This window comes from Methylobacterium sp., from assembly GCF_019745455.1.
Classification (GTDB): Bacteria; Pseudomonadota; Alphaproteobacteria; order Rhizobiales; family Beijerinckiaceae; genus Methylobacterium.
Genome location: NZ_JAIETD010000050.1, coordinates 92,230 through 113,050, shown reverse-complemented (window position 1 = coordinate 113,050; position 20,821 = coordinate 92,230). Strand labels below are relative to the sequence as shown.

At 67.0% G+C, this 20,821-nt stretch carries 23 protein-coding genes; 7 read left to right on the top strand and 16 right to left on the bottom strand.

Going from position 1 to position 20,821, the window contains the following annotated elements; all coding sequences use genetic code 11:
• Positions 1-99: 99 nt before the first annotated feature.
• The 7 genes from K2Y56_RS12565 to fliL form a co-directional block, all read right to left on the bottom strand.
• Complete coding sequence (locus K2Y56_RS12565) at positions 100-498, bottom strand: hypothetical protein (protein ID WP_292507720.1); 399 nt, start codon at positions 496-498, stop codon at positions 100-102.
• A 14-nt stretch (positions 499-512) separates the two neighbouring features.
• A complete protein-coding gene (locus tag K2Y56_RS12560; RefSeq protein ID WP_292507719.1) occupies positions 513-1,196 on the bottom strand; it encodes an invasion associated locus B family protein in 684 nt (227 codons plus the stop codon).
• 91 nt (positions 1,197-1,287) lie between these two features.
• Positions 1,288-1,545 (bottom strand): hypothetical protein, encoded by a 258-nt coding sequence (locus K2Y56_RS12555; RefSeq protein ID WP_292507718.1) that lies wholly within the window; start codon positions 1,543-1,545, stop codon positions 1,288-1,290.
• 164 nt (positions 1,546-1,709) lie between these two features.
• The gene (locus K2Y56_RS12550) at positions 1,710-2,519 is read right to left on the bottom strand and encodes a hypothetical protein (protein WP_292507717.1); all 810 of its coding nucleotides are present in this window, start codon (positions 2,517-2,519) and stop codon (positions 1,710-1,712) included.
• Positions 2,516-3,067: a DUF6468 domain-containing protein gene (locus K2Y56_RS12545; protein WP_292507716.1), complete on the bottom strand. Its 552-nt coding sequence runs from the start codon at positions 3,065-3,067 to the stop codon at positions 2,516-2,518. The genes K2Y56_RS12550 and K2Y56_RS12545 overlap by 4 nt, the downstream gene beginning before the upstream one ends.
• A 22-nt stretch (positions 3,068-3,089) precedes the next feature.
• Positions 3,090-4,307, bottom strand: a complete 1,218-nt coding sequence (fliM, locus tag K2Y56_RS12540) for a flagellar motor switch protein FliM (RefSeq protein WP_292507715.1) — start codon at positions 4,305-4,307, stop codon at positions 3,090-3,092.
• A gap of 95 nt (positions 4,308-4,402) precedes the next feature.
• The gene (fliL, locus tag K2Y56_RS12535) at positions 4,403-4,906 is read right to left on the bottom strand and encodes a flagellar basal body-associated protein FliL (RefSeq protein ID WP_292507714.1); all 504 of its coding nucleotides are present in this window, start codon (positions 4,904-4,906) and stop codon (positions 4,403-4,405) included.
• A 295-nt stretch (positions 4,907-5,201) separates the two neighbouring features.
• Between fliL and flgF the strand changes: the two genes are divergently transcribed.
• From flgF to flgH, 4 genes are read left to right on the top strand one after another with little or no spacing between them, the layout of a single operon-like run.
• Positions 5,202-5,942, top strand: coding sequence for a flagellar basal-body rod protein FlgF (flgF, locus tag K2Y56_RS12530; RefSeq protein ID WP_292507713.1), 741 nt, complete (start codon positions 5,202-5,204; stop codon positions 5,940-5,942).
• A 12-nt stretch (positions 5,943-5,954) separates the two neighbouring features.
• Positions 5,955-6,746, top strand: coding sequence for a flagellar basal-body rod protein FlgG (gene flgG, locus K2Y56_RS12525; protein WP_292507712.1), 792 nt, complete (start codon positions 5,955-5,957; stop codon positions 6,744-6,746).
• Positions 6,747-6,769: 23 nt separating this feature from the next.
• The gene (gene flgA, locus K2Y56_RS12520) at positions 6,770-7,813 is read left to right on the top strand and encodes a flagellar basal body P-ring formation chaperone FlgA (RefSeq protein WP_292507711.1); all 1,044 of its coding nucleotides are present in this window, start codon (positions 6,770-6,772) and stop codon (positions 7,811-7,813) included.
• Positions 7,814-7,845: 32 nt separating this feature from the next.
• Positions 7,846-8,595 carry a flagellar basal body L-ring protein FlgH gene (flgH, locus tag K2Y56_RS12515; protein WP_292507710.1) on the top strand — a complete coding sequence of 250 codons (750 nt, stop codon included), beginning with the start codon at positions 7,846-7,848 and terminating at the stop codon, positions 8,593-8,595.
• Between the two features lie 107 nt (positions 8,596-8,702).
• Here the strand turns inward: flgH and K2Y56_RS12510 are convergent, their stop codons facing one another.
• The 5 genes from K2Y56_RS12510 to K2Y56_RS12490 all read right to left on the bottom strand — a co-directional run bounded on the left by K2Y56_RS12510 (position 8,703) and on the right by K2Y56_RS12490 (position 12,709).
• Complete coding sequence (locus K2Y56_RS12510) at positions 8,703-8,879, bottom strand: hypothetical protein (protein WP_292507709.1); 177 nt, start codon at positions 8,877-8,879, stop codon at positions 8,703-8,705.
• Between the two features lie 186 nt (positions 8,880-9,065).
• Entirely contained in the window at positions 9,066-9,485 is a 420-nt protein-coding gene (dksA, locus tag K2Y56_RS12505) for an RNA polymerase-binding protein DksA (RefSeq protein WP_292507708.1), read from the bottom strand.
• Between the two features lie 233 nt (positions 9,486-9,718).
• On the bottom strand, positions 9,719-10,714 hold the full coding sequence (locus K2Y56_RS12500; RefSeq protein ID WP_292507707.1) for a hypothetical protein: 996 nt from the start codon (positions 10,712-10,714) through the stop codon (positions 9,719-9,721).
• A gap of 3 nt (positions 10,715-10,717) precedes the next feature.
• A complete protein-coding gene (locus K2Y56_RS12495; RefSeq protein WP_292507706.1) occupies positions 10,718-12,091 on the bottom strand; it encodes an MBOAT family O-acyltransferase in 1,374 nt (457 codons plus the stop codon).
• A gap of 183 nt (positions 12,092-12,274) precedes the next feature.
• Entirely contained in the window at positions 12,275-12,709 is a 435-nt protein-coding gene (locus tag K2Y56_RS12490; RefSeq protein WP_292507705.1) for a flagellar assembly protein FliX, read from the bottom strand.
• 300 nt (positions 12,710-13,009) lie between these two features.
• On the opposite strand from K2Y56_RS12490, the gene K2Y56_RS12485 reads away from it, so the two are divergent.
• The 3 genes from K2Y56_RS12485 to K2Y56_RS12475 are packed head-to-tail and all read left to right on the top strand — an operon-like array spanning position 13,010 to position 15,005.
• Positions 13,010-14,095 carry a flagellar basal body P-ring protein FlgI gene (locus K2Y56_RS12485; protein WP_292507704.1) on the top strand — a complete coding sequence of 362 codons (1,086 nt, stop codon included), beginning with the start codon at positions 13,010-13,012 and terminating at the stop codon, positions 14,093-14,095.
• Between the two features lie 45 nt (positions 14,096-14,140).
• Positions 14,141-14,530, top strand: coding sequence for a rod-binding protein (locus K2Y56_RS12480; protein WP_292507703.1), 390 nt, complete (start codon positions 14,141-14,143; stop codon positions 14,528-14,530).
• Positions 14,520-15,005: a hypothetical protein gene (locus K2Y56_RS12475; RefSeq protein WP_292507702.1), complete on the top strand. Its 486-nt coding sequence runs from the start codon at positions 14,520-14,522 to the stop codon at positions 15,003-15,005. Before K2Y56_RS12480 ends, K2Y56_RS12475 begins: the two co-directional genes overlap by 11 nt.
• Before the next feature lie 12 nt (positions 15,006-15,017).
• Here the strand turns inward: K2Y56_RS12475 and K2Y56_RS12470 are convergent, their stop codons facing one another.
• Genes K2Y56_RS12470 through K2Y56_RS12455 form a run of 4 tightly spaced genes read right to left on the bottom strand, consistent with a single transcriptional unit; the run spans position 15,018 to position 20,567 of the window.
• On the bottom strand, positions 15,018-15,329 hold the full coding sequence (locus tag K2Y56_RS12470) for a porin (protein WP_292507701.1): 312 nt from the start codon (positions 15,327-15,329) through the stop codon (positions 15,018-15,020).
• Between the two features lie 33 nt (positions 15,330-15,362).
• Positions 15,363-17,237: a hypothetical protein gene (locus K2Y56_RS12465; RefSeq protein WP_292507700.1), complete on the bottom strand. Its 1,875-nt coding sequence runs from the start codon at positions 17,235-17,237 to the stop codon at positions 15,363-15,365.
• Between the two features lie 4 nt (positions 17,238-17,241).
• Positions 17,242-19,125 carry a flagellar hook-associated protein FlgK gene (flgK, locus tag K2Y56_RS12460; protein WP_292507699.1) on the bottom strand — a complete coding sequence of 628 codons (1,884 nt, stop codon included), beginning with the start codon at positions 19,123-19,125 and terminating at the stop codon, positions 17,242-17,244.
• 44 nt (positions 19,126-19,169) lie between these two features.
• Positions 19,170-20,567 (bottom strand): flagellar hook protein FlgE, encoded by a 1,398-nt coding sequence (locus K2Y56_RS12455; protein ID WP_292507698.1) that lies wholly within the window; start codon positions 20,565-20,567, stop codon positions 19,170-19,172.
• Positions 20,568-20,821: the final 254 nt, after the last annotated feature.

The window sequence follows — 20,821 nt, the reverse complement described above, 5'->3', positions numbered from 1 at the left end:
GCTCCTCCAATCTTGGAGAATCGCCGCCTTACGCCACACTGAGGAGGCACTCTCCCCGATCGAGGCTAACGGGCGCTTAATGGGGTCGCATGGAGGGGATCAGCGCCGGCCGATCAGCCCCGGTAGCGTCTTGCCGGCCTCGCCGAAATTCTCCGCGGCGCGGGCGCAATTGGTCGGGACATCCTTCTGGTAGATCTCGATATAGGTCTTGGTCCGCATGAGGAGGTCGCCCTCGTCGAGGTCGGCAGGGTCGATCCCGAGTCGGGTCACAACCGCCTTCAGACGCTCGCGGTCCGGCTTCATCTCGGGACACGACAGGTCGACGAAGCCTGCGAGGCCGGCGAGCTTGGCGGCGTTGTTCTTCTGCCGCTCGGCCCTCGCCTCGGGCGGCAGCTCGCCGGCCGGCTGGGCGAAGGCGGCCCCTGAGAGAGCCAGGAGAAGGGCGATGGTCGGGATCGGAAGCTTTGTGATGGCCTGTCCTCCTGGCTGGTATTCCACCCGAACCGGCCCGCTCACCCGCCGAAGGCTATAGCCCTGGCGAAGGCCGGGGCGAACCCGCCGAGGGGTACGGTGATCGTGGTCGGCTCCTTCGCATCCTGCCGCATGCCGATGACGCTCAAGGCCTTGGCCGTCTTCATGGCGTCCGTGGCGAGGGTCGGCAAGCTGATCGGCACGAGGCAACCCTCGAGCGTACAGCTGACATAGGGCGCACCCTTGCCGAGGACGGTATCGTCGAGCTTGAAGCTGACGCCTTGCTCGATCAGGAAGCCGAACGGCATCAGGATCAACCCTTCGGCCCGCCCGTCGACGGGGGTTCGGAGCTCGATCGTGAATTCGCGCTTGCCGGTGCGGGCGTTGCCCTGCGCCTGGGTCAGGAGGCACGAGGGCTTCGCTGCCGCGGCATCCTGGCCGGAACCGTCGCCCTGTGCTTGCCGGCTGCAGGTCATGGTCCAGTCGGAGTAGCTTTCGCTCAGTGCGTTGGCGCCCTCGGGCCAGGGCGCACGCGCCGGCGCCGCCGTCTCGGGAACGGGTTTGGGCGTGGCCGCGGGTTTGGGCGGCGGCTTGCGCGGCCGTGGCTTCGGAGCTTCTGCCGCAGGCGGATCAATCGCCTCCTGCGCGGCACCGGGCGCGGCGAGGAGGACGCCCAGAACGAGGGAGGTTGCGACGCGTGCGACGATGCGTGACGGGGCAGTCATGAAATCCCGGCGTTCTATGACGACGAGAGAGCCGCGTAGCCGGACGGGCACGACTCTGCAACCGCGCTCCGGTCCCGCAACCGGCGATAGCTTACTGTAGGACGCGGTTGAGTGAGAGAGACGAAGTCCAGGCGACGCGCGCCGTGTAGAAGATGTCGCCGCACTCGCTGATGATGTCGACGCACCAATTGGCAGTCGCGTCCTTGCAGACCTCGGAGCAGCGCCGGCAAGCCAAAGCAAGCCGGTCGGCGATCGTCACGGCCACGGCGAGATCGGTGGTCTCCAAACCATCGCCATCTGACCAGATCGTCGCCTCTGGCGAGCGGATCCGCAGGTGATAGACCGACACGCCGACGCCCCCGTCCGCTCATGACCTCATGTCATGGTGGCGATACCTAAGCGCCGTTCTAAACTAAGCCGCAAGACCCTTGGGCAAAGGCGAATTGCTTAGCCGGTATCGAGCAGCATTGGCGGTGCAGGTGTTGCAATGCGGACACGCGCGGGCCTCGGCCGTCAACGTGGGGTTGCCGGCCGGCCGGAGGGCTCGATCGCCTGGAGTTCCGTCGAGGGCAGCCCGGCCACGGGTGCCTGGATTGCGGGCGGCCGTTCGCCGCGGGCCCGAGACGCGAGCGCGACAGTGAGTTTCTCGGCAGGCTCCGACTGCATCAGGGCCAGGACCTCGGCCATCTTGCGTGGGTTCATGGCGACCACGATGGGGACCAGGACGTCGAGGTTGAGGCGATCGAAGACGCGCGCGGCATCTTTGGGCTTCATGGTCTCGTACATCGTCACGATGTTCTTCAATGCCGCGCGCTCGGCTTCGGCCCGCTGGGCGACCCCGCCCTCGCCTTTGTCCTCTCCGCGCCGGAGGTCGTTCACGCCGTCCTCGAGCTTGCGCTCGGCGGTACCGAGCAGTTGCTCGCGCAGGTCGAGGTCGTCGCTGCGCTGCTTGAGCGCATCGCGCCGGGCGCTCAGCCGTTCGAGGAGTGCCCGCTCGCTCGCCGGGATCGTCTCGGGTGGCGCGGGCGACTTGGGAGTAGGTTCAGCTTTCGCCTCCGGAGTGGCCGGGGCCTCTTTCGGCGTGACCGAGCCTGTGGTCGTGGGATCGAGGGGCTCGTAGCCGGTGCGGGCCTTCGCGAGCACCCGCGCGAAATCCGGGAGCGGCGTTCCGGGCGGAGCCGGACCTGGTCCGATATCCTCCAGGGCGATGGCGGAGAGCTTGAGCACGAGGAGGCCGATGGCCGCCAGCGTCACGGCATCCACCAGCCGCAGCCTGTAGGGCCGCGGCTGGCGAAGGGCGGCGAGGCTGAGCGGCCGTTTCATGCGGCGCGGCTGCGCAGGCGGCCGAGGGCGCGCTCGGACATGGCGAGGGCAGCCGCGGCGGCGACGCCGATGCGCTCACCGTTCGGGCTCGACGGTGGCTGGTTGGTGGGCGCCGGAGGAAGGACCGGAGTCATCGTCTTGGGGGCCCGCGCTCGGGTATTCGTCGCCGGCTCATGCTCGACCCTCGCGGGCGCAGGCGCGGCCTCGACCGGGCGGCCCGGATGGGCGTTCGAGACGATGGCCGAGATCTGCGAGATCACGGCCCGGCCCGCTTCCACATGCGAGGACAGGTCGGCGGTGTAGCGCTCGGCGGTGCCGAGTCGCTCGGCCAGCGTCCGATCGCATTCGTCGAGGGTCGCGCGCAGGCCGATGATCGCCCGCTCGGCGGTGGCGCTCGCCGTGACGAGGTCGCCGATGGTTTGGCGCAGGGCGGTCTCGTCGGCCTTCAGCTTCGCGATGCGCCGGCTCAGGCGCACCGATGAGACGATGGTGGCGACGAGCAGGACCGCGACGAGGACGTCCGCGACGAGGGTGACGAGGAGGCTCATGCGAGGAGACCCATGGCAGCGCTTACCCGTCGTTGCGGTTGTTCATGGAGGCCTCGAAGGCCTGAAGGGTCGTGCGCGAGCGCCGCAAGGGGCGCGTCACCTGCACGGCGATGTTGTCGTCGATCCGCCCGATTCGCCCTTGTGTAAGGGCCCAGTCGCCGCAGCGCACGGTGATGAGGTCGGTGGGCTTCGTGTCGAACATGATGGTGTCGCCGACCTTCAGCGACAGCACCTTCTTCAAGGGCAGCATCATCTCGTGAAGCACCGCGTCCATCTTGGCGTCCGCCTGCCAGATCTCGGTGGCGAGGTGGCTTTCCCAGACATGGTCGCGGCCGAGCTTCTCGCCCATGAAGCTCTGCATGAGCAGTTCACGGATCGGCTCGATCGTCGCGTAGGGGAACAGGATCTGGAGGCCGCCGCCGCGCCCGTCCATGTCGAGCTTGAGGCTGATCAGGATCGCGGCGTTGGCTGGCCGGGTGATGGTGGCGAAGCGCGGGTTGGTCTCGATCCGGTCGATGCCGAACCGCACAGGCGAGAGCGGCTGGAACGAGAGTTCGAGGTCGCTGAGGATGATCTCGACGAGACGGCGCACCAGCTGCATCTCGATCGTCGTGAAGGGGCGGCCGTCGAGGCGCGTCGAGGATCCGCCGCGCTTGCCGCCGAGAAGCAGGTCCATCGTCGAGTAGGCGAGGTTCGATTCCACCGTCACAAGGCCGGAATTCTCCCACGCGTCGGCGCGGAACACCCCGAGGAGCGTCGGGAGCGGGATCGAGTTCAGGTAGTCGCCGAAGCGCACCGAGGTGATGTTGTCGAGAGTGACCTCGACGTTGTCCTGGAAGAAGTTGCGCAGGCTCGTCGACAACAACCGGATCATCCGGTCGAAGACGATTTCGAGCATCGGGAGGCGTTCGTACTGGACGACGCCCGAATCGACGATGGCGCGCACGCCGCCCGCACCCGAAGCGGAAAGCTCGCGCAGGGAGAAGCCGAGTACGCCGTCGATCTCGTCCTGGTTCAGGATGCGATCGTTGCCGGCGAGCTCGGGGAGGTTGTCGGTCTCCCCGTCCTCGATCATCGTCGCCCATTCGGCGGCGACGTCTCCGGAGGTATTGGTGGTGCCCTGCTCGGCGAGGGCCGCGCCCCATTCGTCGGCGAGAGAATCGCCGCCGGCATTGTCGCCCTGCTCGATCAGAGCGGCCGCCCAGTCGTCCTCCTCGATCTCGTCTCCGGGTCCGGCCATGATGTCTCGAAGGTCTCTGCGGGCGTCAGGTCAGCGGGATGGAAAAGAGCGGTCCGGCGATCTTTGGGGACGAGCAAGGCGACCGGCGCTTAGGCTCACTGGACGATGACTTCCTTGAACAGGACCGCCTCGGCGCGGGCAGGATGGATCGCCACGTTGACGCGGCGAAGCAGCTCCTCGCGCAGGCGATAGATCCCGATCGAGCCGGCGAGATCGCTGGCGCGCAGCTCTCGCAGGTAGACCTGGAAGGTGTCTTCGATGCGCGGCATCAGCGGCTTGACCTCGCTCTCGACCTTCGCGTCCTTGAGTTCGAGGGCGATCTTGAGCTTGGCGTATTTGGATTTGTCCTGGCCGGGCTCGGCGCTGAGGTTGACCAGCATCTCTCGCACGTCGAGGAAGACCACCGGCATCTTCACCATCGCGGCCGGGTCTCCGTGACCGTCGCCCGCAGGCTTCTTCTTCATCAGGAAGTAGCCGCCACCGCCGCCGGCCAGCAGCAGCCCCGCCACCGCGATCATGATGAGCTTCTTCTTCGAGCCCGCGGGGGCTTCACCTTCCTCGCCTTCGGCCTCGGGGGCCTTCTTGGGCTTCTTGGCCATCTGAATGCGTCCCCGGCGATGACGAGCGGCATGGACGATGTCGTGCGGCCCGGTGCGGGCAGGATCGCCCGGATCGAGCCCTGACCCGAGATATCCGCCAAAGACGGTTAACGTGCCGTTAAGGCGGCAAAAGCTGCCGGGTCGGAGTTGCCGCCGGCATCGAAGAGAGGCGGCCGCGCGCATCGACGAACAGACGCAAGCTATTGGTTCGGTTTACTATTATCGAGTTTCGTCGTCTGGCACGGGCCATGCTGACCATACCCTCGTCACGGATGCGCAGAGGCTTGGCCGAGCGATGCAAAACGCCCTTTTCGTCGGAGTCTCCTCGCAGGTCGCGCTTCAGCGCGAACTCGAGGTGATCGCCAACAACATGGCGAACGTCTCCACCACCGGCTTCAAGAGCCGCAACAGCCGCTTCCAGGAATATCTGATGCCGGTGGCGAGCGCGGATTCGTTCCAGCGGCCGGACCGGCGCCTGTCCTACGTCATCGACCAGGGTACCGCCCTCGACCTCGGCCAGGGCCCGATCGAGCAGACCGGCAACCCGCTTCACGTCGCGGTGCGCGGCGAGTCCTTCCTCGTGGTTCAGACCCCGGGCGGCGACAGATTCACTCGCAACGGCGCCTTCGAGATTAACGCGCAGGGCACGATCGTCACGAGCGACGGCTACCCGGTGCAGGGGGATGGCGGCCCGATCCAGATCGGCCCGCAGGAGACCGGCCTCTCGATCGGTCCGGACGGGACGGTCTCCACCAATCTCGGCGTTCGCGGCCGCGTCCGCCTCGTCACCTTCGCGAACCCGCAGGCCCTCCGGAACGAGGGTGCCAACCTCTACGCCTCGGATGCCGCGCCGCAGCCCGCAGGCCTCGCGGGCCGCGTCGAATCCGGCGCTCTCGAACGGTCGAACGTCAAGTCGGTCGTCGAGATGACCAGGCTGATGGACGTGAACCGCACCTACACGATGGTCTCGAGCATCATCTCGCGCCTCGACGACCTGCGCGGCACGGCGATCCGCCGCCTCGCCGACGTCGCATAAGGAACCGCCAGCATGCGCGCCCTCTACGCTGCCGCCACCGGCATGGCGGCCCAGGAACTCAACGTCCAGGTCATCTCCAACAACATCGCGAACCTGCGCACCACCGGCTACAAGCGCCAGCAGCCGCATTTCCAGGACCTGCTCTACCAGAACCTGCGCCGCGCCGGCTCCTCGACCTCGGACCAGAACACCCAGCTCCCCGCCGGTCTCGCGATCGGCTCGGGCGTGAAGACCACCTCGACCGCCCGTGTGATGTCGCAGGGCACCCTGTCGAGCACCGAGAAGGAATACGACGTCGCCATCCGCGGCGAGGGTTACTTCCGGGTCACCATGCCGGACGGACGCACCGCCTACAGCCGCGATGGCTCGTTCGACCTTTCGGCGCAGGGCCAGCTCGTCACCCGCGACGGCTACCTCGTCGATCCCGGCATCACGGTGCCGAACAATGCCACCAGCGTGACGATCAGCGCTCAGGGCGCCGTTCAGGCAACCGTGCCGGGTCAGACCGCGCCGCAGGCGCTCGGCCAGTTCCAGCTCTCGCGCTTCGTCAACAAGGTCGGCCTCGAGTCGATCGGCGACAACCTCTTCATCGAGAGTGCGGCCTCCGGCCCGGCCATCACGGCCAATCCTGGCTCCGAGGGCTTTGGCAATCTGCAGCAGAGCTACCTCGAAGAGGCGAACGTCAACGCCGTCACCGAGATCTCGTCGCTGATCGCGGCGCAGCGCGCCTACGAGATGAACTCGAAGGTCGTCACCGCCGCCGACCAGATGCTCTCCACCACCTCGCAGATGTTCCGCAGCTGATCGATCGCCTGAGGGCCTCTCCCATGTACGTGCTCAAGCCGGTCCACCACGTCGCTCGGCCCCGCGTCGCTCCGCTGAGCGCCGGTGCCATCATCCGCACCCTGCTGGCCCTCGCCGTCCTCGGCATCCTGACCCTGCCGGTGCTCGCCGAGCCGACGCGGCTTCGGCTCCGCGGCGACGTCACCGCCCGTGGCGATGTGCTCACCCTCGGCGATCTCATCGAAGGGGCCGCTGCCGACGTGGCGCGCCAGGCTCTGTTTCGCTCGCCCGCCCTCGGCGCGTCCGGCACGATCCAGGCCCGTCGCATCGTCGAGGCCGTTGCGCGCCTCGGCCTCGGCGACGTCGAAACGGGCGGACGTTCCCAGGTGGCGATCATGCGCGCCGCACGCCGGGTCGGTGCGGCCGAGATCGAGGCCGCGGTCAAGCGCACGCTCGAGGCGAGCTACGGTCTCGACGGGCGCAACCTCGCCCTGCGGCTCGACGACGAGTCCCCGACGCTACTCGCTCCGGTCGACCTCGATGGGCCGGCGAATGCCGTCGATGTCACCTACGACGCGAGATCGAAGCGGGTCGCCGCCCTCGTCACGCTGGGCGATCGTCAGGCTTCGCTGCGCGTGACCGGACAAGTCGTCGAGATCCGCGAGGTCGTGGTCCTCGGCCGTGCCCTCAACCGCGGCGAGGCCCTCGTGGCCGCCGACCTGACGACCGAGCGGCGCCTGCGCGAGGCGAGCCCGGCGGACGCCCAGTCGAACAGCGCTTCTCTCGTCGGGCAGGTCGCGCAGCGCACCTTGAGCGCCGGATCGGTCCTGCGTTCGGGCGACGTCGCGCCGCCGGATCTCGTGAGCCGCGGGGAGGCCGTGACCATGGTCTTCGATTCTCCCGGCCTCAATCTGTCTCTGCGTGGCATCGCCAATGAGAGCGGCCGTGTCGGCGCGATCGTCAGCGTGACCAATCCGATCTCCAAGAAGGTGATCACCGGTACCGTGATCGGCCCCGGACGGGTTTCCGTCGGCCCGGCGGCACCGGCGCGCCAGGCGACCCTCGAATCCGCCGCGCTCGCCCGCTGAGCCGCCTCATCACGACAGCATTCGGTATCCCGATGAACGCTTCCCTCCCGCACCGTCTCGCCGCGACCCTGGTCGTCTGCCTCGGTCTCGGTGCTTGCAATACCGTCGATCGCCTCTCGCAGATCGGTGCGACGCCTGCCCTCTCGGCGATCGAGGACCCGACCGCCCAGCCCGGATACAAGCCGGTGCGGCTGCCGATGCCCGACATCCAGCCGGTCTCCTACGCGCCGAATTCGCTCTGGCGCACCGGCTCGCGTGCCTTCTTCAAGGATCAGCGCGCCGCCCGAATCGGCGATCTCGTGACCGTCAAGGTCAACGTCACGGACAGGGCCAATCTCAACAACGAAACCAAGCGCTCGCGCACCAATGCGGAGAATCTCGGGCTCCCGAATGCTTTCGGGTTGGAGACCAACAAGGCGATCCTGGCCGCTGGCGTCGATCCGGCGTCGCTGATCAAGGGGACCTCGGACACGTCGAGCGAAGGCACCGGCTCGGTTCAGCGCAACGAGACGGTGACCACGAGCGTCGCCGCCATCGTCACCCAGATCCTTCCGAACGGAAACCTCGTGGTCGAGGGCAAGCAGGAAATCCGGATCAACTTCGAGGTCCGGGAACTCATCGTGGCGGGTGTCGTCCGTCCCGAGGACATCGAGTCGGACAACACCATCGAATCGACCAAGATCGCCCAGGCCCGCATCGCCTATGGCGGGCGCGGCCAGATCACCGATGTGCAACAGCCGCGCTACGGCCAGCAGCTCGTCGACGTTCTTCTGCCGTTCTAGGGCGAAGGACGACGCGGGAACGTTCGTTACGGCCGAGTTCCGGTGGACCATCGGCGATGGGAGGCACCGGACTCACTTGCCGTCCGGTGCCGATCTTCGCGAGCCGCTTAGTGCTCGGTGCCGGGCCGGTTCGGCCGGGGCGCGCCGCCGTGATGCTCGGTGAAGGCGGAGCGCTGCGGATCGTTCTTGGCGGCGGCGACCCTGGCACGGCTCCAGAGGGCCACGCCGATGACGATGCCGAGCGTCGCCAGCGCCAGGACGAGAATCAGAACTTCGTTGTCCATGCTTGTTTCCTTGATGGAGAGTTTCCATCAGGAAGACTTGGCGGACCGGCAAGGTTCCTTTGGCCAAGCTCGCGCTCGAGGGTTGTCTTGGCAAGTGATCGCGCGAGACCTGCGCGAAAGATCAATGATCGCGCTGGACCCGTTGAGGAAATTGCTTGACTTCGCCCTTGCGAGAGGCGGGTAGGCTCAATCGTCGCGATAGACCCGCTCGCGGCGCTCGTGTCGCTCCTGCGCCTCGAGGGACAGTGTGGCGATCGGCCTTGCGTCGAGGCGTTTGAGCGAGATCGGCTCGCCGGTCTCTTCGCAATAGCCGTAGGTGCCGTCCTCGATCCGCGCGAGGGCGGCGTCGATCTTGCCGGTGAGCTTGCGCTGGCGGTCGCGGGCCCGGAGTTCGATCGCCCGATCGGTCTCGGACGAGGCACGGTCGGCGATGTCGGGATGGTTCTCGTTCTCGCTCTGAAGCGCGACCAGCGTGTCCTGCGCCTCGCGCATGATGTCGCTTTTCCAGCCGAGGAGCTTGCGGCGGAAGTACTCGCGCTGCCGCTCGTTCATGAACGGCTCGCTGTCAGTGGGTACGTATCCGTCCTCGATCGTGACCTTGGCCATCCTGACACCCTTCGCCCTACGGTCGCGGCCGGTCTGCGGCGATGTTTGGCGAGCCTATAGTCGAGCCTCGCCTTGACCACAACGCACCCTGGCTGTTCGGGACCAAGGGTCGCGCGGAACGCGTCAAGCTGCGGTAAACACGCAACGACTGATGGTCGCCGGGTGCTGGCTCTACAATTGTCGAGATCCGTACGAAAGTGTACGCCCGGATTTCATCGTCCAGCAGGCCAGGATCACCGAAGGGTCTCCAGCGCAGCGGCAATCCCATCGGCGAGCGAGTCGGCGACGGGCCGGCGGTAATGCCCCTGGTCGAAGAAAAGGCTGGGATCGGCGAGGTCCGGCCGGCGGGTCCGCCAATCGAGGACGGCGGTGCGGGGATGCCGACGGGCCGCCGCCGCGACAGCGTCCTTGCAGGCAGTCTCGGCTGCCTCCCGCACGGTGCCGGGCCGCGGCAGGGTAGCAGGCGAGATCGGCGGAAACACCACGACGAGGGCGGTGGTCGCGGGCAGGCGCGCGGCGATGTCGGCGAACCGGTCGGCGGCGGGAAACCGGGGGCCGCCACGGCCCGGATCGGGTCCGTCCGGCGCGGGCGTGTCTCGCTGGGCTGCCTGCTGCGCCGCGCCCCGCGGATCGTTCGCCGCAAGGCCGAGATAGGTGGGCTCGTAATCCGACCAGCCATCCGGCCGCGCGCGGGAGGGGTTGCGGCGTGAGGCCCGGCCGAGGCGGTTGACCACCTCCTGCGCGGCCGAGAACCGCATCAGCCCGCGCAGGTAGGCCGGCGTCGAGTCCGCCAGGAGCCAGAACGGAAAGGATTTCGGGTTCGGCAGGGCGGGATCGTCGGTGCACCAGTACTCGTCCGGGGCGATGACGATCGCCTTGGGATCGGCGTGATGACGCAGGTACCAGCCAAGGATCGCGAAGTGCTCGGCCGGGCTCGTCGCGGGCACCGAGAGCTGCACGAACGGGATGCGGGCCTTCTCGGCGAGGCGCTCGGGCGAGACGAGCTGAATGTGCGAGTTGCCGATGATCGCGCCGTCGAAGGCCGGGTCGCGCCCCCGGCTCGCCACCGCCGTACGCGGCCCCTGCGGCCGCACGCCCGTTTTCCAGCCAATGGGCGAGCGCCCGGTATCGTAGGGATCGACGAGGTAGGCGAGGGCAACGTAGCCGGCGAGGATCGCCGCCGCGGCGGCGCCGAATGAGATCGAGAATGCGCGCCAGCCCTGCCCCATCGGTCAGAACTGGAAGTAGATGAAGTCGTAGTTCGCATCGTCCCCGATCTTGAGGAGGAGGACGACGAACAGGAGGCCGCACAGGATCGCTGCGAGGCGGGAGGGCTGGACCCGCTGGACCGCGACCCAGGCGCTCGGCCCCAGCATCGCGGCGGCGGCCGCGAGCGCAAGGGTCCGCCAGCGCAATCCTCCCCCGGTGGGGGCGAGGCCGAACAGGCCCTTGTAGATCGCGATCGCGGCCTCGAAGCTGGTGGCGCGGAACAGCACCCAGGTCAGGACGACGAACACGAAGGTGAGCGCCCAGCCGAGGATCGCCGGCATCGGCAGCCCGGCCCGGCGCCAGAGAAGGCCGGCTCCGAGCCCGGCGCCATGGGCGGCGCCCCATGCGACGAAGGTCAGGCCCGCCCCGTGCCAGAGGCCGCCGAGAGTCATGGTGGCGAAGAGGGCGCCGAACTGCAGGGCGAGGCCATGCCGGTTGCCGCCGAGCGGGATGTAGAGGTAGTCCCGGAGGAACCGCGACAGCGTCATGTGCCAGCGCCGCCAGAAATCCTGCAGCGAGGCCGCGCGATACGGCACGTCGAAGTTCTGGGGCAGCACGATTCCGAGCATCAGGGCGATGCCGAGCGCCATGTCGGTGTAGCCCGAGAAGTCGAAGTAGATCTGGAAAGTGAAGCCGAAAGCCGCCTGCCAGGCCTCCGCCATGGTGACGACCTGCCCCGCGGCGGCGGCCTGGAACACCGGGTTGACGAGAGCCCCGAGGGGATCGCCGAGAAACACCTTCTTCGACAGGCCGACGCAGAGGAGGAGGATGCCGCGCCCGAAGCGCTCGGCCGCATCGGGGCGGGCATAAGGCGCCTCGTCGAACTGGTGCATGATCTCGCGCCAGCGCACGAGCGGGCCGGCCAGCACCTGCGGGAAGAACGCGATGTAGAGGGCGTAGCGCAGGAGGTCGTAGGGCGGTGCCCGGCCGGCACGCAGATCCACCAGGTACATGACATGGTGGAAGGTAAAGAACGAGATCCCGAGCGGCAGAACGAGATCGGCGTGCGGCAGGGTGAGCCCGGGCACGAGGTTGGCGAGATCGGCAAAGAAATTCAGGTACTTGAACAGGGCCAGGACGGCGAGGTTGAGGCCGATGGCGAGGGGGATCAGCCAGCCCGCGCCGCTCCTCAGGAAGAGCAACGCCACGAACCAGTTCAGCCCGATCGATCCGGCGAGCAGGGGCACGAAGCGCACGTCCCACCAGCCGTAGAACACGAAGGATAGGGCGAGGAGGACGGGAAGCCGCCAGTCCGGCCGGAAACGGGCGGCGAGCCCGTGCAGGATCAGCGCGGCCGGCAGGAAGGCGAGGAGAAAGGGAAACGAGTTGAAGAGCATCGGGGCCGGAACGCAGGCGCGACGGTCGGCCGCCGGTTCGCATCGCGGGCCTTGTCGAAGATCAGGGGCCGGGCGTCAACGCCTGCATCGGCCAACGAACGGCCTGGGCCGGACGTAGGAGGGTCAAAGCCTCTATGACGACCGCGCCTCAGTCAGCGGAAAGGTCAGGCCAGCCGCAAGAGCCTACGCTCGTCCGCCCCCCTGCCCCACCTGCAGCTTCGCCAGTTCCACCGCGGCGCGAAGCTCGATATCGGCGACGAGGCCGTCGAGCCGAGGATCGCCGCTCAGGCCGGCACGATCCGAGAGGCGGCCGGCGATGGCCTGCAGATCTCGGGTCGAGACCTTTCCCGACAGGAGGGAGGCTTTCAACCTGTCGAGGCCGTCGAGGAGCTCGTGTCCGCGCTGGGCCGATCGGCGGCGGCGCTCCTTCGGCGTCTCAGACTGCCCTTGAAGGGTGAGGATCGCGTCGAGGCCTGCGAGTGAGGCCGCCGCGGGGCTTCCGGCCGCGGCCGCCGCTGCGGAATGGTGTTCGAGGGCGAAGGCGGTGGCGGCCTCCGGCCGGCGCCCGCTCGCGGCGGGGCCCGCGGCCTGGGCGACGAAACGGGTGTCGACACGCATGGGAACCGCCGATCCTGTGGGGCGCTCGCCCCTCCGCCAGTACCATCGGGCCGACATGGTTAATCGGACGTAAACGACCCGGCAGCTTCTGCCGGGTCGGCAGGAACGGCGGGGTCATCTATCGGGCCAGCAGCGCCGCCTCTCATTAAAAATCATTCTATTTCAGTAACTTGCTGAACGCGGCCATCTGGCATGATCCTGGCTGATCGAAAGGCGATCCGCTCTCGCCCATCAGGCTCCATGTCCCTCGCGATCCGCCCCGATCGATCCCCCCTCCGCCGATTCTTCGCCGTGCCGGCGATGATGGCAGCCCTCCTCATGGGATTCATGGGCGGCGCGTCCGCCCTGTCTCGGGTGAAGGACCTCGCCTCGATCGAGGGCGTGCGCCAGAATCAGCTGGTCGGCTACGGCATCGTCGTCGGTCTCAACGGCACCGGCGACACCCTCAACAACATCCCCTTCACCAGGCAATCGCTGCAGGCGATGCTGGAGCGCCTCGGCGTCAACACCCGCGGCGCCACCATGCGCACTCAGAATCTCGCCGCCGTGATGGTGACCGCGAGCCTGCCTCCCTTCGGCACCCAAGGGAACCGCATCGACATCACCGTGTCCTCCCTTGGCGACGCCAAGTCGCTCCAGGGCGGTACGCTGCTGGTGACGCCGCTGCTGGGCGCCGACGGCGAGGTCTACGCTCTGGCGCAGGGCTCGGTGGCCATCGCCGGATTCTCGGCCGAGGGCGATGCCGCCAAGATCACCCGCGGCGTGCCCACCAACGGGCGAGTGCCCAACGGGGCGATGATCGAGCGCGAGATGGCGTTCAAGATGAACGACATGCGCTCTCTGCGCCTTTCCCTGCGCAATCCCGACTTCACCACCTCGAAGCGGATCGCCGCCGCGATCAACGACTTCATGGGCGCCGACACCGCCGAGCCCACCGATCCGGCAACGGTCACCCTGCAGATCCCGGCCCGCTACAACGGCAACATGATCCGCCTCGTCACCGAGATCGAACAGCTGAAGGTCGAGCCCGACCAGACCGCCCGGGTGGTGGTGGACGAGCGCTCCGGCATCATCGTGATGGGACGCGACGTGCGCGTCTCCACCGTCGCGATCGCGCAGGGCAACCTCACCGTCACCATCACCGAGCAGCCGCAGGTGAGCCAGCCCGCCCCGCTCAGCCAGGGCCAGACCGTGGTGGTTCCGCGTACCGGCGTCAGGGTCGATACAGGCGACGGCAACAAGCTGGCGCTGGTCAAGGAAGGCGTGACCCTCCGCGAGCTCGTCGATGGGCTCAACGCCCTCGGCGTCGGCCCGCGCGACCTCATCTCGATCCTCCAGGCCATCAAGGCCGCCGGCGCGCTCCAGGCCGATATCGAGGTGATGTGAGCCGATGCCGTCCCTCTCCTTCCCTCTCACATCGAGGTAACCGCCATGATGCTCGCTCCTTTCGCGGTCTCCGCCGCCATCGGCGTCGGGAAATCCATCGTCGGCGACATCGCCGCCGGCCTCAGCGGCAACGGCAGGACCAAGAGTCTCGCCGATACCAAGAGCCTCGCCGAGGCAGCCGACCCGAAGGCGGTCAAAGCCCGCAAGACCGCCACCGAGTTCGAGACGATGTTCCTCGAGAACAGCCTCGACAAGCTCACCGCCTCGCAAGGGACCGACGGACCCTTGGGCGAGAACGGCACCGGCGGCGGCGTCTACCGCTCGATGCTCACCAAGGAATATGCCGGCCAGATCGTGAAGAGCGGCGGCGTCGGCATCGGCGACCAGGTCTACCGCGAGATGATGCGGATGCAGGAGGCCAGCCGTGCAGCATAGCGACAGCAAGACCCTCCGCATCACCGACCGGACCGGCGCCGCCGCCCTCGTGGCGCAGGTGCTGGCGACGATGACGGCACTGGAGGCCGTGCTCGACGCCGAGAGCGGCTTCGTACGCCAGGGGCGCCTGCGCGAGGGGCTGAAGGACAGCGAGCGCAAGGCGAGCCTGATGGGCGCCTATCTGCAGGGCCTGGAGACCGCCAAGGCTAACGCGATTGCCCTCGCCCGCTTCGCGCCGGACGCGATCGAGAGCCTCAAGGCCGCGCACAAGCGCTTCGCCGGCATCGTCGAGACGAACCAGATGGTCCTCGCCACCGCCCGCTCGGTCGCCGAGAACCTGGTGAAGACCCTCGCCGACGACATGAGCCGGGCGCGCGTCCCGACGGTCTACGGCATGCCCTCGACCGCGCCCTCGCCCTACGGGCGGCCGGGAGCGGCTGGCAGCCAGCCGCTGATCCTGTCGCGTAGCCTGTAGGCCTGCAGCCTCTCAGCGACCGCCGCCGACACGCACGAAAGTCCGCACCGGGCCGTATTCGGTCTCGGTGCGGGTATCGATCGCGATCCGACCGGTGGGCGCCACGATCGGCGCCATGCGCTCGCGACGATCGCGGGCGATGAGATCCGTCGAGAGCCGGCCCGAGAGCCGGATGCAGGTCTCGCTCCCCGGAGCCTTCACGAAGCCGCCGCCGTGGCGCGGGCAAGGGCGGAGCCCCGACGTCGGGTCCCACGGGACAGGCTTCTCGGCGGCGGCGACCGGTGCGGTCAGCAGCGCGAGCCAGATGACGGACCGGATGACCATGTGCGCCCCTCTTCCCGAAGGAGGGCTCTGCCATCAGTTCATGTAGTTGACCAGCGACAGCTTCGAGAGCGTCGAGGTGACCTGGTAGCTCGCCTGGAGCTGCGTCTGGAGCGACAGGAGTGCCACCGTCACGGCGTTGGTGTCGACCGTGTCGATCCCGTCGAGGGTATTCTCCAGCACGGCCCGCGTATCGCTGTTCTGCGTCTTGGCATCGGCCATGTTCTTGGCCGCGAGGCTGAGATCGCTCGCGATGCTCTCGATGCTGTCCGCGGCGCGACTTGAGGTCAGAACCGTGCGCGTGCGCTCGGTGAGTTCCTGGTAGCGGGCGTTCTCGACGGTGCCGTTCGTGGGATCGCTGAAGCTCTCGGCGGCCAAAGCCGCGATGCCGGCGAGCACCTTCTGGATCGGAGCCTCGTTCGCCTGCGCGCCGATCCCGACCTTGCGGTTGGCATCGACCTGGACCGTCGCGGTCGTGCGCGGATCGGCCGCCGTGTCGTCGCCGGTGTACCAGATCACGGTTTTCTTGAGCTCGGAATTGTCGGGATCGGCCGGCTGGGAGACGAAGCCGCCATTGTCCTCGTCCCAACGGCGCGGCGCGAAGGCTGCCTGCTTCGAGCCCGCGAAGAAATCCTGTGACGCCAGCACGGAGGACGACGCGGCGAGCGTCGTCGTGGCGCTCTTGTCGAGGGCAGCCGCGAGCTTGCTTTGAAGGGACTTGGCGGTCTCTTGGCTTTGCTGTGCCGCCGTGAGAGCCGGATCTGTGTTGATCCGGAACTCGTTGACGCCCAGAGGGTCCGATGCCTTGGCGGTCAGAGTGATCGTCGTGGAGGTGCCGTCGCGCAGGCCGAGGGTCACCGTAACGGTATCGCCAGCTGCCGGGGGAGTCGCGGCGGAGACCGCGATAGAGTCGCTTGCCGCTGTCCCGCCGGCGAAGGCGAGGGAGATTCCCGGAGGGGTTCCGCTCTGGGCCGCCGCCACCGTCTTGCCTTTCCAATCTTTACTCAGCACCGTCGTCAAACTGGCCGCGGCTCCGGCTCCCGACGCGAACTCGTTTGGGCCGAGAGGCGACTTACTGCTCGTCTTATAATCCACGAGCTTTTGGCTGCCATCGTCCTGGTTAATGGTAACGCGAACGATGTCGCCATCTATGGGGGCGGTTTCGAAGACAGGCGTCACCGTGGGTGCCACTGCGGCCGTCGGGGTCACGGAGATTGCCGACTGATTAGAACTCACGACCTTTTGGAGGATGAATCCGAAATTGGCGCGATTGGCTTCGTTCGTCCCCTCGGACAACGAGAACGTTCCCGCGGTCGCTTGCTCGACGGTCAACCCGCCGATGACGTCATTTAAGTTTGCATCCTTGCTTCTTAGCGTCCCATCCGCGGTCTTGCGTTCCGCTATCACGGCCTTGAGGCCGTCGAGGCCGAGGCTAGGGTCACCGTTCAAAATCACGTCGCTGCTGGCCACCGGGGGCTTGTCGGTCTCGCGGCCGCCGAACAGGTAGCGCCCGGCTGCTTGCTGGTTCAGGGCGTCGAGGGCGGAGTCGAGATTGCTCCTGGCGATCTTGATGGAGTTGTCGACCGCCCCGCCGCTGCCGAAGGTGCCGGCCGAGGCCAGAGCCGAGCGGACCTCGTCGCCGAGGGTGACGACCTGGGTGATGCTGGCGCTGGCGAGATTGACGCGTACGCTCGCGCCGTTGATGGCGGCATCGTAGCCGTCGAGGGAGGAAAGCGTGGCGTGGGCGCTCAGGCTCGTGGTCCGCCCCGCGCCGAGACCGCCATAGCTGTCCGCGGTCCGCTGCGTAGCGAGCTGGGTCGAGAGCGTATCGAGCCTCGACTTCATCGAGGCGATGTTGGCCGCATTGCGGTCTGAGACGTAGGTCCCGGCGGTGAAGGGCTTGATGGCCATGGGCTTAGATCCGCATCAGGGTGTCGAGCATGTCGCGGGCGGCGGTGAGCACCCGCGCGTTGGCGCTGTAGGCCGTCTGGAGCTGGATCAGGTTCGACATCTCGTCGTCGATCTTGACGCCGGCTTCCGACGCGTAGCGGCTCCGAGCTGCTGACAAGGCGATCCCCTGGCCCTCGTCGAGATCCTGGGCATTGGCCGCAGCCGCCCCCTGGGCATCGACGATGCGCTGGGCAAATCCCTGTACGCTGTCGCTGAACCGCGCCTTTACGCCGCCGATCCCGCTCGCCGCCGAGAACGCACGGTCGGTCGCCGTGAGGGCGTCGTAGAGGAATTCGGGTCGGGTCGTGTCGCCGTTGAGGGTGCCGGGGCTAATCTTGACTAGGCTGGAAGTGTCCTTGGCCACGGTCGGATTGATCTTGATCCGCTGGGCGAAACCGGTGAGCTGCGCTGGCCCGTCGAGGGAGCCGGTAAAGAGTTTGTTCGAGGGGCCATCGACGAACAGGGCGAATTGCGGCTGGCCGGTCAGGGTCTGATTGTCAGGCGTCGGCACGGTCACACTGGCGCTGGCGCCGGTGACGGTTGCGCCGGATGTGCCCGTGATCGTCAACTGGGCTCCGCCACCCGATGCCGTGAGGGTCGGCAAAGGCAATTGGCCGTTCCCGGAAAACCGGAGCGAGACTTTATCGAGAGCGTCTTGAACGTCATTAACATCATAAGTCGGCGGATCGCCGGAAATCTTGAAAGTTTGCGTATAAATAGACGAATCTGTCGTCAGGGACGGATCGACTGGAGCGCTATCTTGATTAGAGGCGACGAGGGTAACGAAAATGTCCTTCCCGCCCACATTTACGGGAATGGTGATGGCGTTCCCGACCTGCATCCCTGAGGGGTCGAGTTCAAAACCACCGCTCGTGGTTTGCGTGCCGACGACGGTCTTGTCGGAGAACGTGCGGGCCAGTCCTGCGGCAAGGTCGTCGAGCTGGGTCTGGGCCTGCACGAGGATGGTGTCGCGCAGCTCGATGCCGGCCGCGAGGGAGCCCGAACGGATCGCATTCGTCCCGATGAGGTCGATCGTGGCCCCGCCCGGCTGGGTTGCCGTGATGGTGCCGACGCCTCGTTCCGACGGAACCTTCGAATAGACCGCGTCCGCCGCGAGCGAGGGCCGCTCGTCGAACTTCAGGGTCGTTGCGCCGCCTCGCTCGACCAGGGTCAGCCCGGAGCCGCTCACGATCGTCGCGGTGCCGTCGCGCTGCGGTATGGACTTGACGTCGAGGTAGCTCGACAGGGCCGTGACCTTCTGGTCGCGCTGGTCGAGGAGGTCGGCCTTGGCGGCATCGTCGAAGGTGGCGCTGATCTTGGTGTTGAGGGTGGCGATCGAGGACAGGATGGCGTTGGCGTCGCGGACGTCGATCGCGATCTGTTTCTCGGTCATCCCGCGCAGGGATTGCACCCCTTGCGCGATGGTACCGATCTTCGAGGCGAGGTTCGAGGCGCTGTCGACGACGGTGGAGCGGGCCGGCGGGGAGGTCGGGTCGGCAGCCAGTCCCTGAAGCGATTGCGCGAAGCTGTTGACGACGCCGTCCAAGGCAGTGGGGCTGCCCGGGTTGCCGTAGAGCTTGTCGAGCTGGCCGCGAACGTTCGCGATGAGCCCGGTATAGGAGGCTCCCGACGTCTCCAACCGCAACTGCGTCTGCGCCGCCTCGTCGAGGTTGCGGTTGATCATGCCCGTCGCGACGCTGGAATTGCCGACGCCCGTGCTCACCGTCGAGAGGGTGCGCTTGACGTAGCCCGAGGTTCCGACATTCGCGATGTTCTGCGAGACGACGCCGATCGCGGCCTGCGTGACCCGCAGGCCGGCGGTGGCGGTGTTCAGGGCATTCGATGCCATTGTCGGCTCTCCTCAATCCCTCGTTCGCGCGTCTCGGACCTACCTCACCGGATGATGTTGATCAGGGCGCTCATCATATCCTGCGCCGTGGACATGACTTTGGTGTTTGCTGAGTACGCCTGCTGGGTTACGATCATCTTAGAGAATTCGCCGGCAATGTCGGTATTCGACCGCTCGACGTTGCCGCCGATGATGGTCGTCCCCTTGAGTCCGAGGAGTGCGGGCCCGGAACCGAGGGTCTGCTCGTAATTGCCGTAGGAATCCGATTTCAGGCCGTCGGAATTGGCGAACTGGACGACGTTGATACGGGCGAGGGCGAGGGTGCTGCCGTTGCTGTAGGTGCCCGAAATGGTGCCGTCGTCGCCGACCTGGGTGCTCAGCAGAGAGCCCGAGGCATAGCCGTCCTGCTGCTGCGTATTCGTCGTCACGCGCCCATCGGCGGTGTTGTACTGGGTCAAGCCGCCGGCGCCGTAGTTCAGGGAGATAGGACCCAAATTTGCGCCATCAATGGTGACGTCAGGGATGGGGGTCGAGGTGGCAGCGGGCGATGTAAGTTGGCCGCTGGCGTTGAAGGTAAAGTCGGTTCCGGCGTTGATCCATTTGGGCACGGGCGGAGTCGTCATCGATGTAGCGGTGCTGTTAGCGAGGTAGAACAGGTTCCACACGTCGCCGGCACCAGTGGTCGCGTTGTCGACCTTGGCCCAGCGGGTCGCGAGGCTCACCGGGCCGCCGCTCGCTGAGTACAGGGTCAAGGACGGACCGAGAATGCTGTTGTCGAGGAGCAGGGATTCTTCGTTCGGCATCACCGCGGCTGGGCCAATTGGGTTTGCGCCAGGCGGGTTGTTGGCAAAGCCGGCTGTGGGAAGCAGTTCCGAGCCTGGAAGGTCGGCCGAAACGTTCGTCGTGGCCGGCGTCTTGGGTAGATTCGCCGAATAGGTGATCGAGGTCGTCGGCTTCGCGGCGAGCAGCGAGGTGGAGACCCTGACGGGACCTTCGGACGAGACTTGCCCGGTGGCTGGATTGATGGTCGTCCCCTTGAGATAGGAGCCGCCTCCATTGACGAGGTAGCCGTCCTTGTCCGGTGCGAAATCGCCGCGGCGGGTATATTTATCTCCGGTCTGGAAGGTCGGTTGGCCGGCGGCGTCGCTGGACTTGGTCTGGACCACGAAGAAGCCGTCGCCGTTCAGCGCCATGTTGGTGCCGATGTCGGTGGCATCGAAACTGCCCTGGATCGTCGTGGTCAGGCGCGAATACGCGCCGACCGAACCGGCGACCTGACGGCTCGGCGTCTGCTGCTCGGCGATGAGATCGACGAAGCTGGTGTCGATTCGCTTGTACCCGGTCGTCTGCGAGTTCGCGATGTTGCCGGAGATGTTGTCGAGGGAGAAGGATTGCGCCTTCAGACCCGAGACGGCCGTCTGCAGAGCGGTGAAGACATCCATGGCCTGATCCCTCTTGTCCCGAACCCTTCGGCGACGTGCGACGTCGACCGGGCTGTTTCCGGACAAGGGCGGCGCAAGCCGCGTGCCTGACTTAAGTCGTTGATATCGTTACGCCTCAAATGGTCGGGCCCGGCAGAAACCGTCCTGTTGTCTCGGCCTCCCGGCAGGTTTTGCCGGGAGGCCGATCGTTGGGGCGTCGTTTACGCCCCGTTATGGTCGTCGGCCTTATGGTTCATGCGGGCGAACCTGGACTC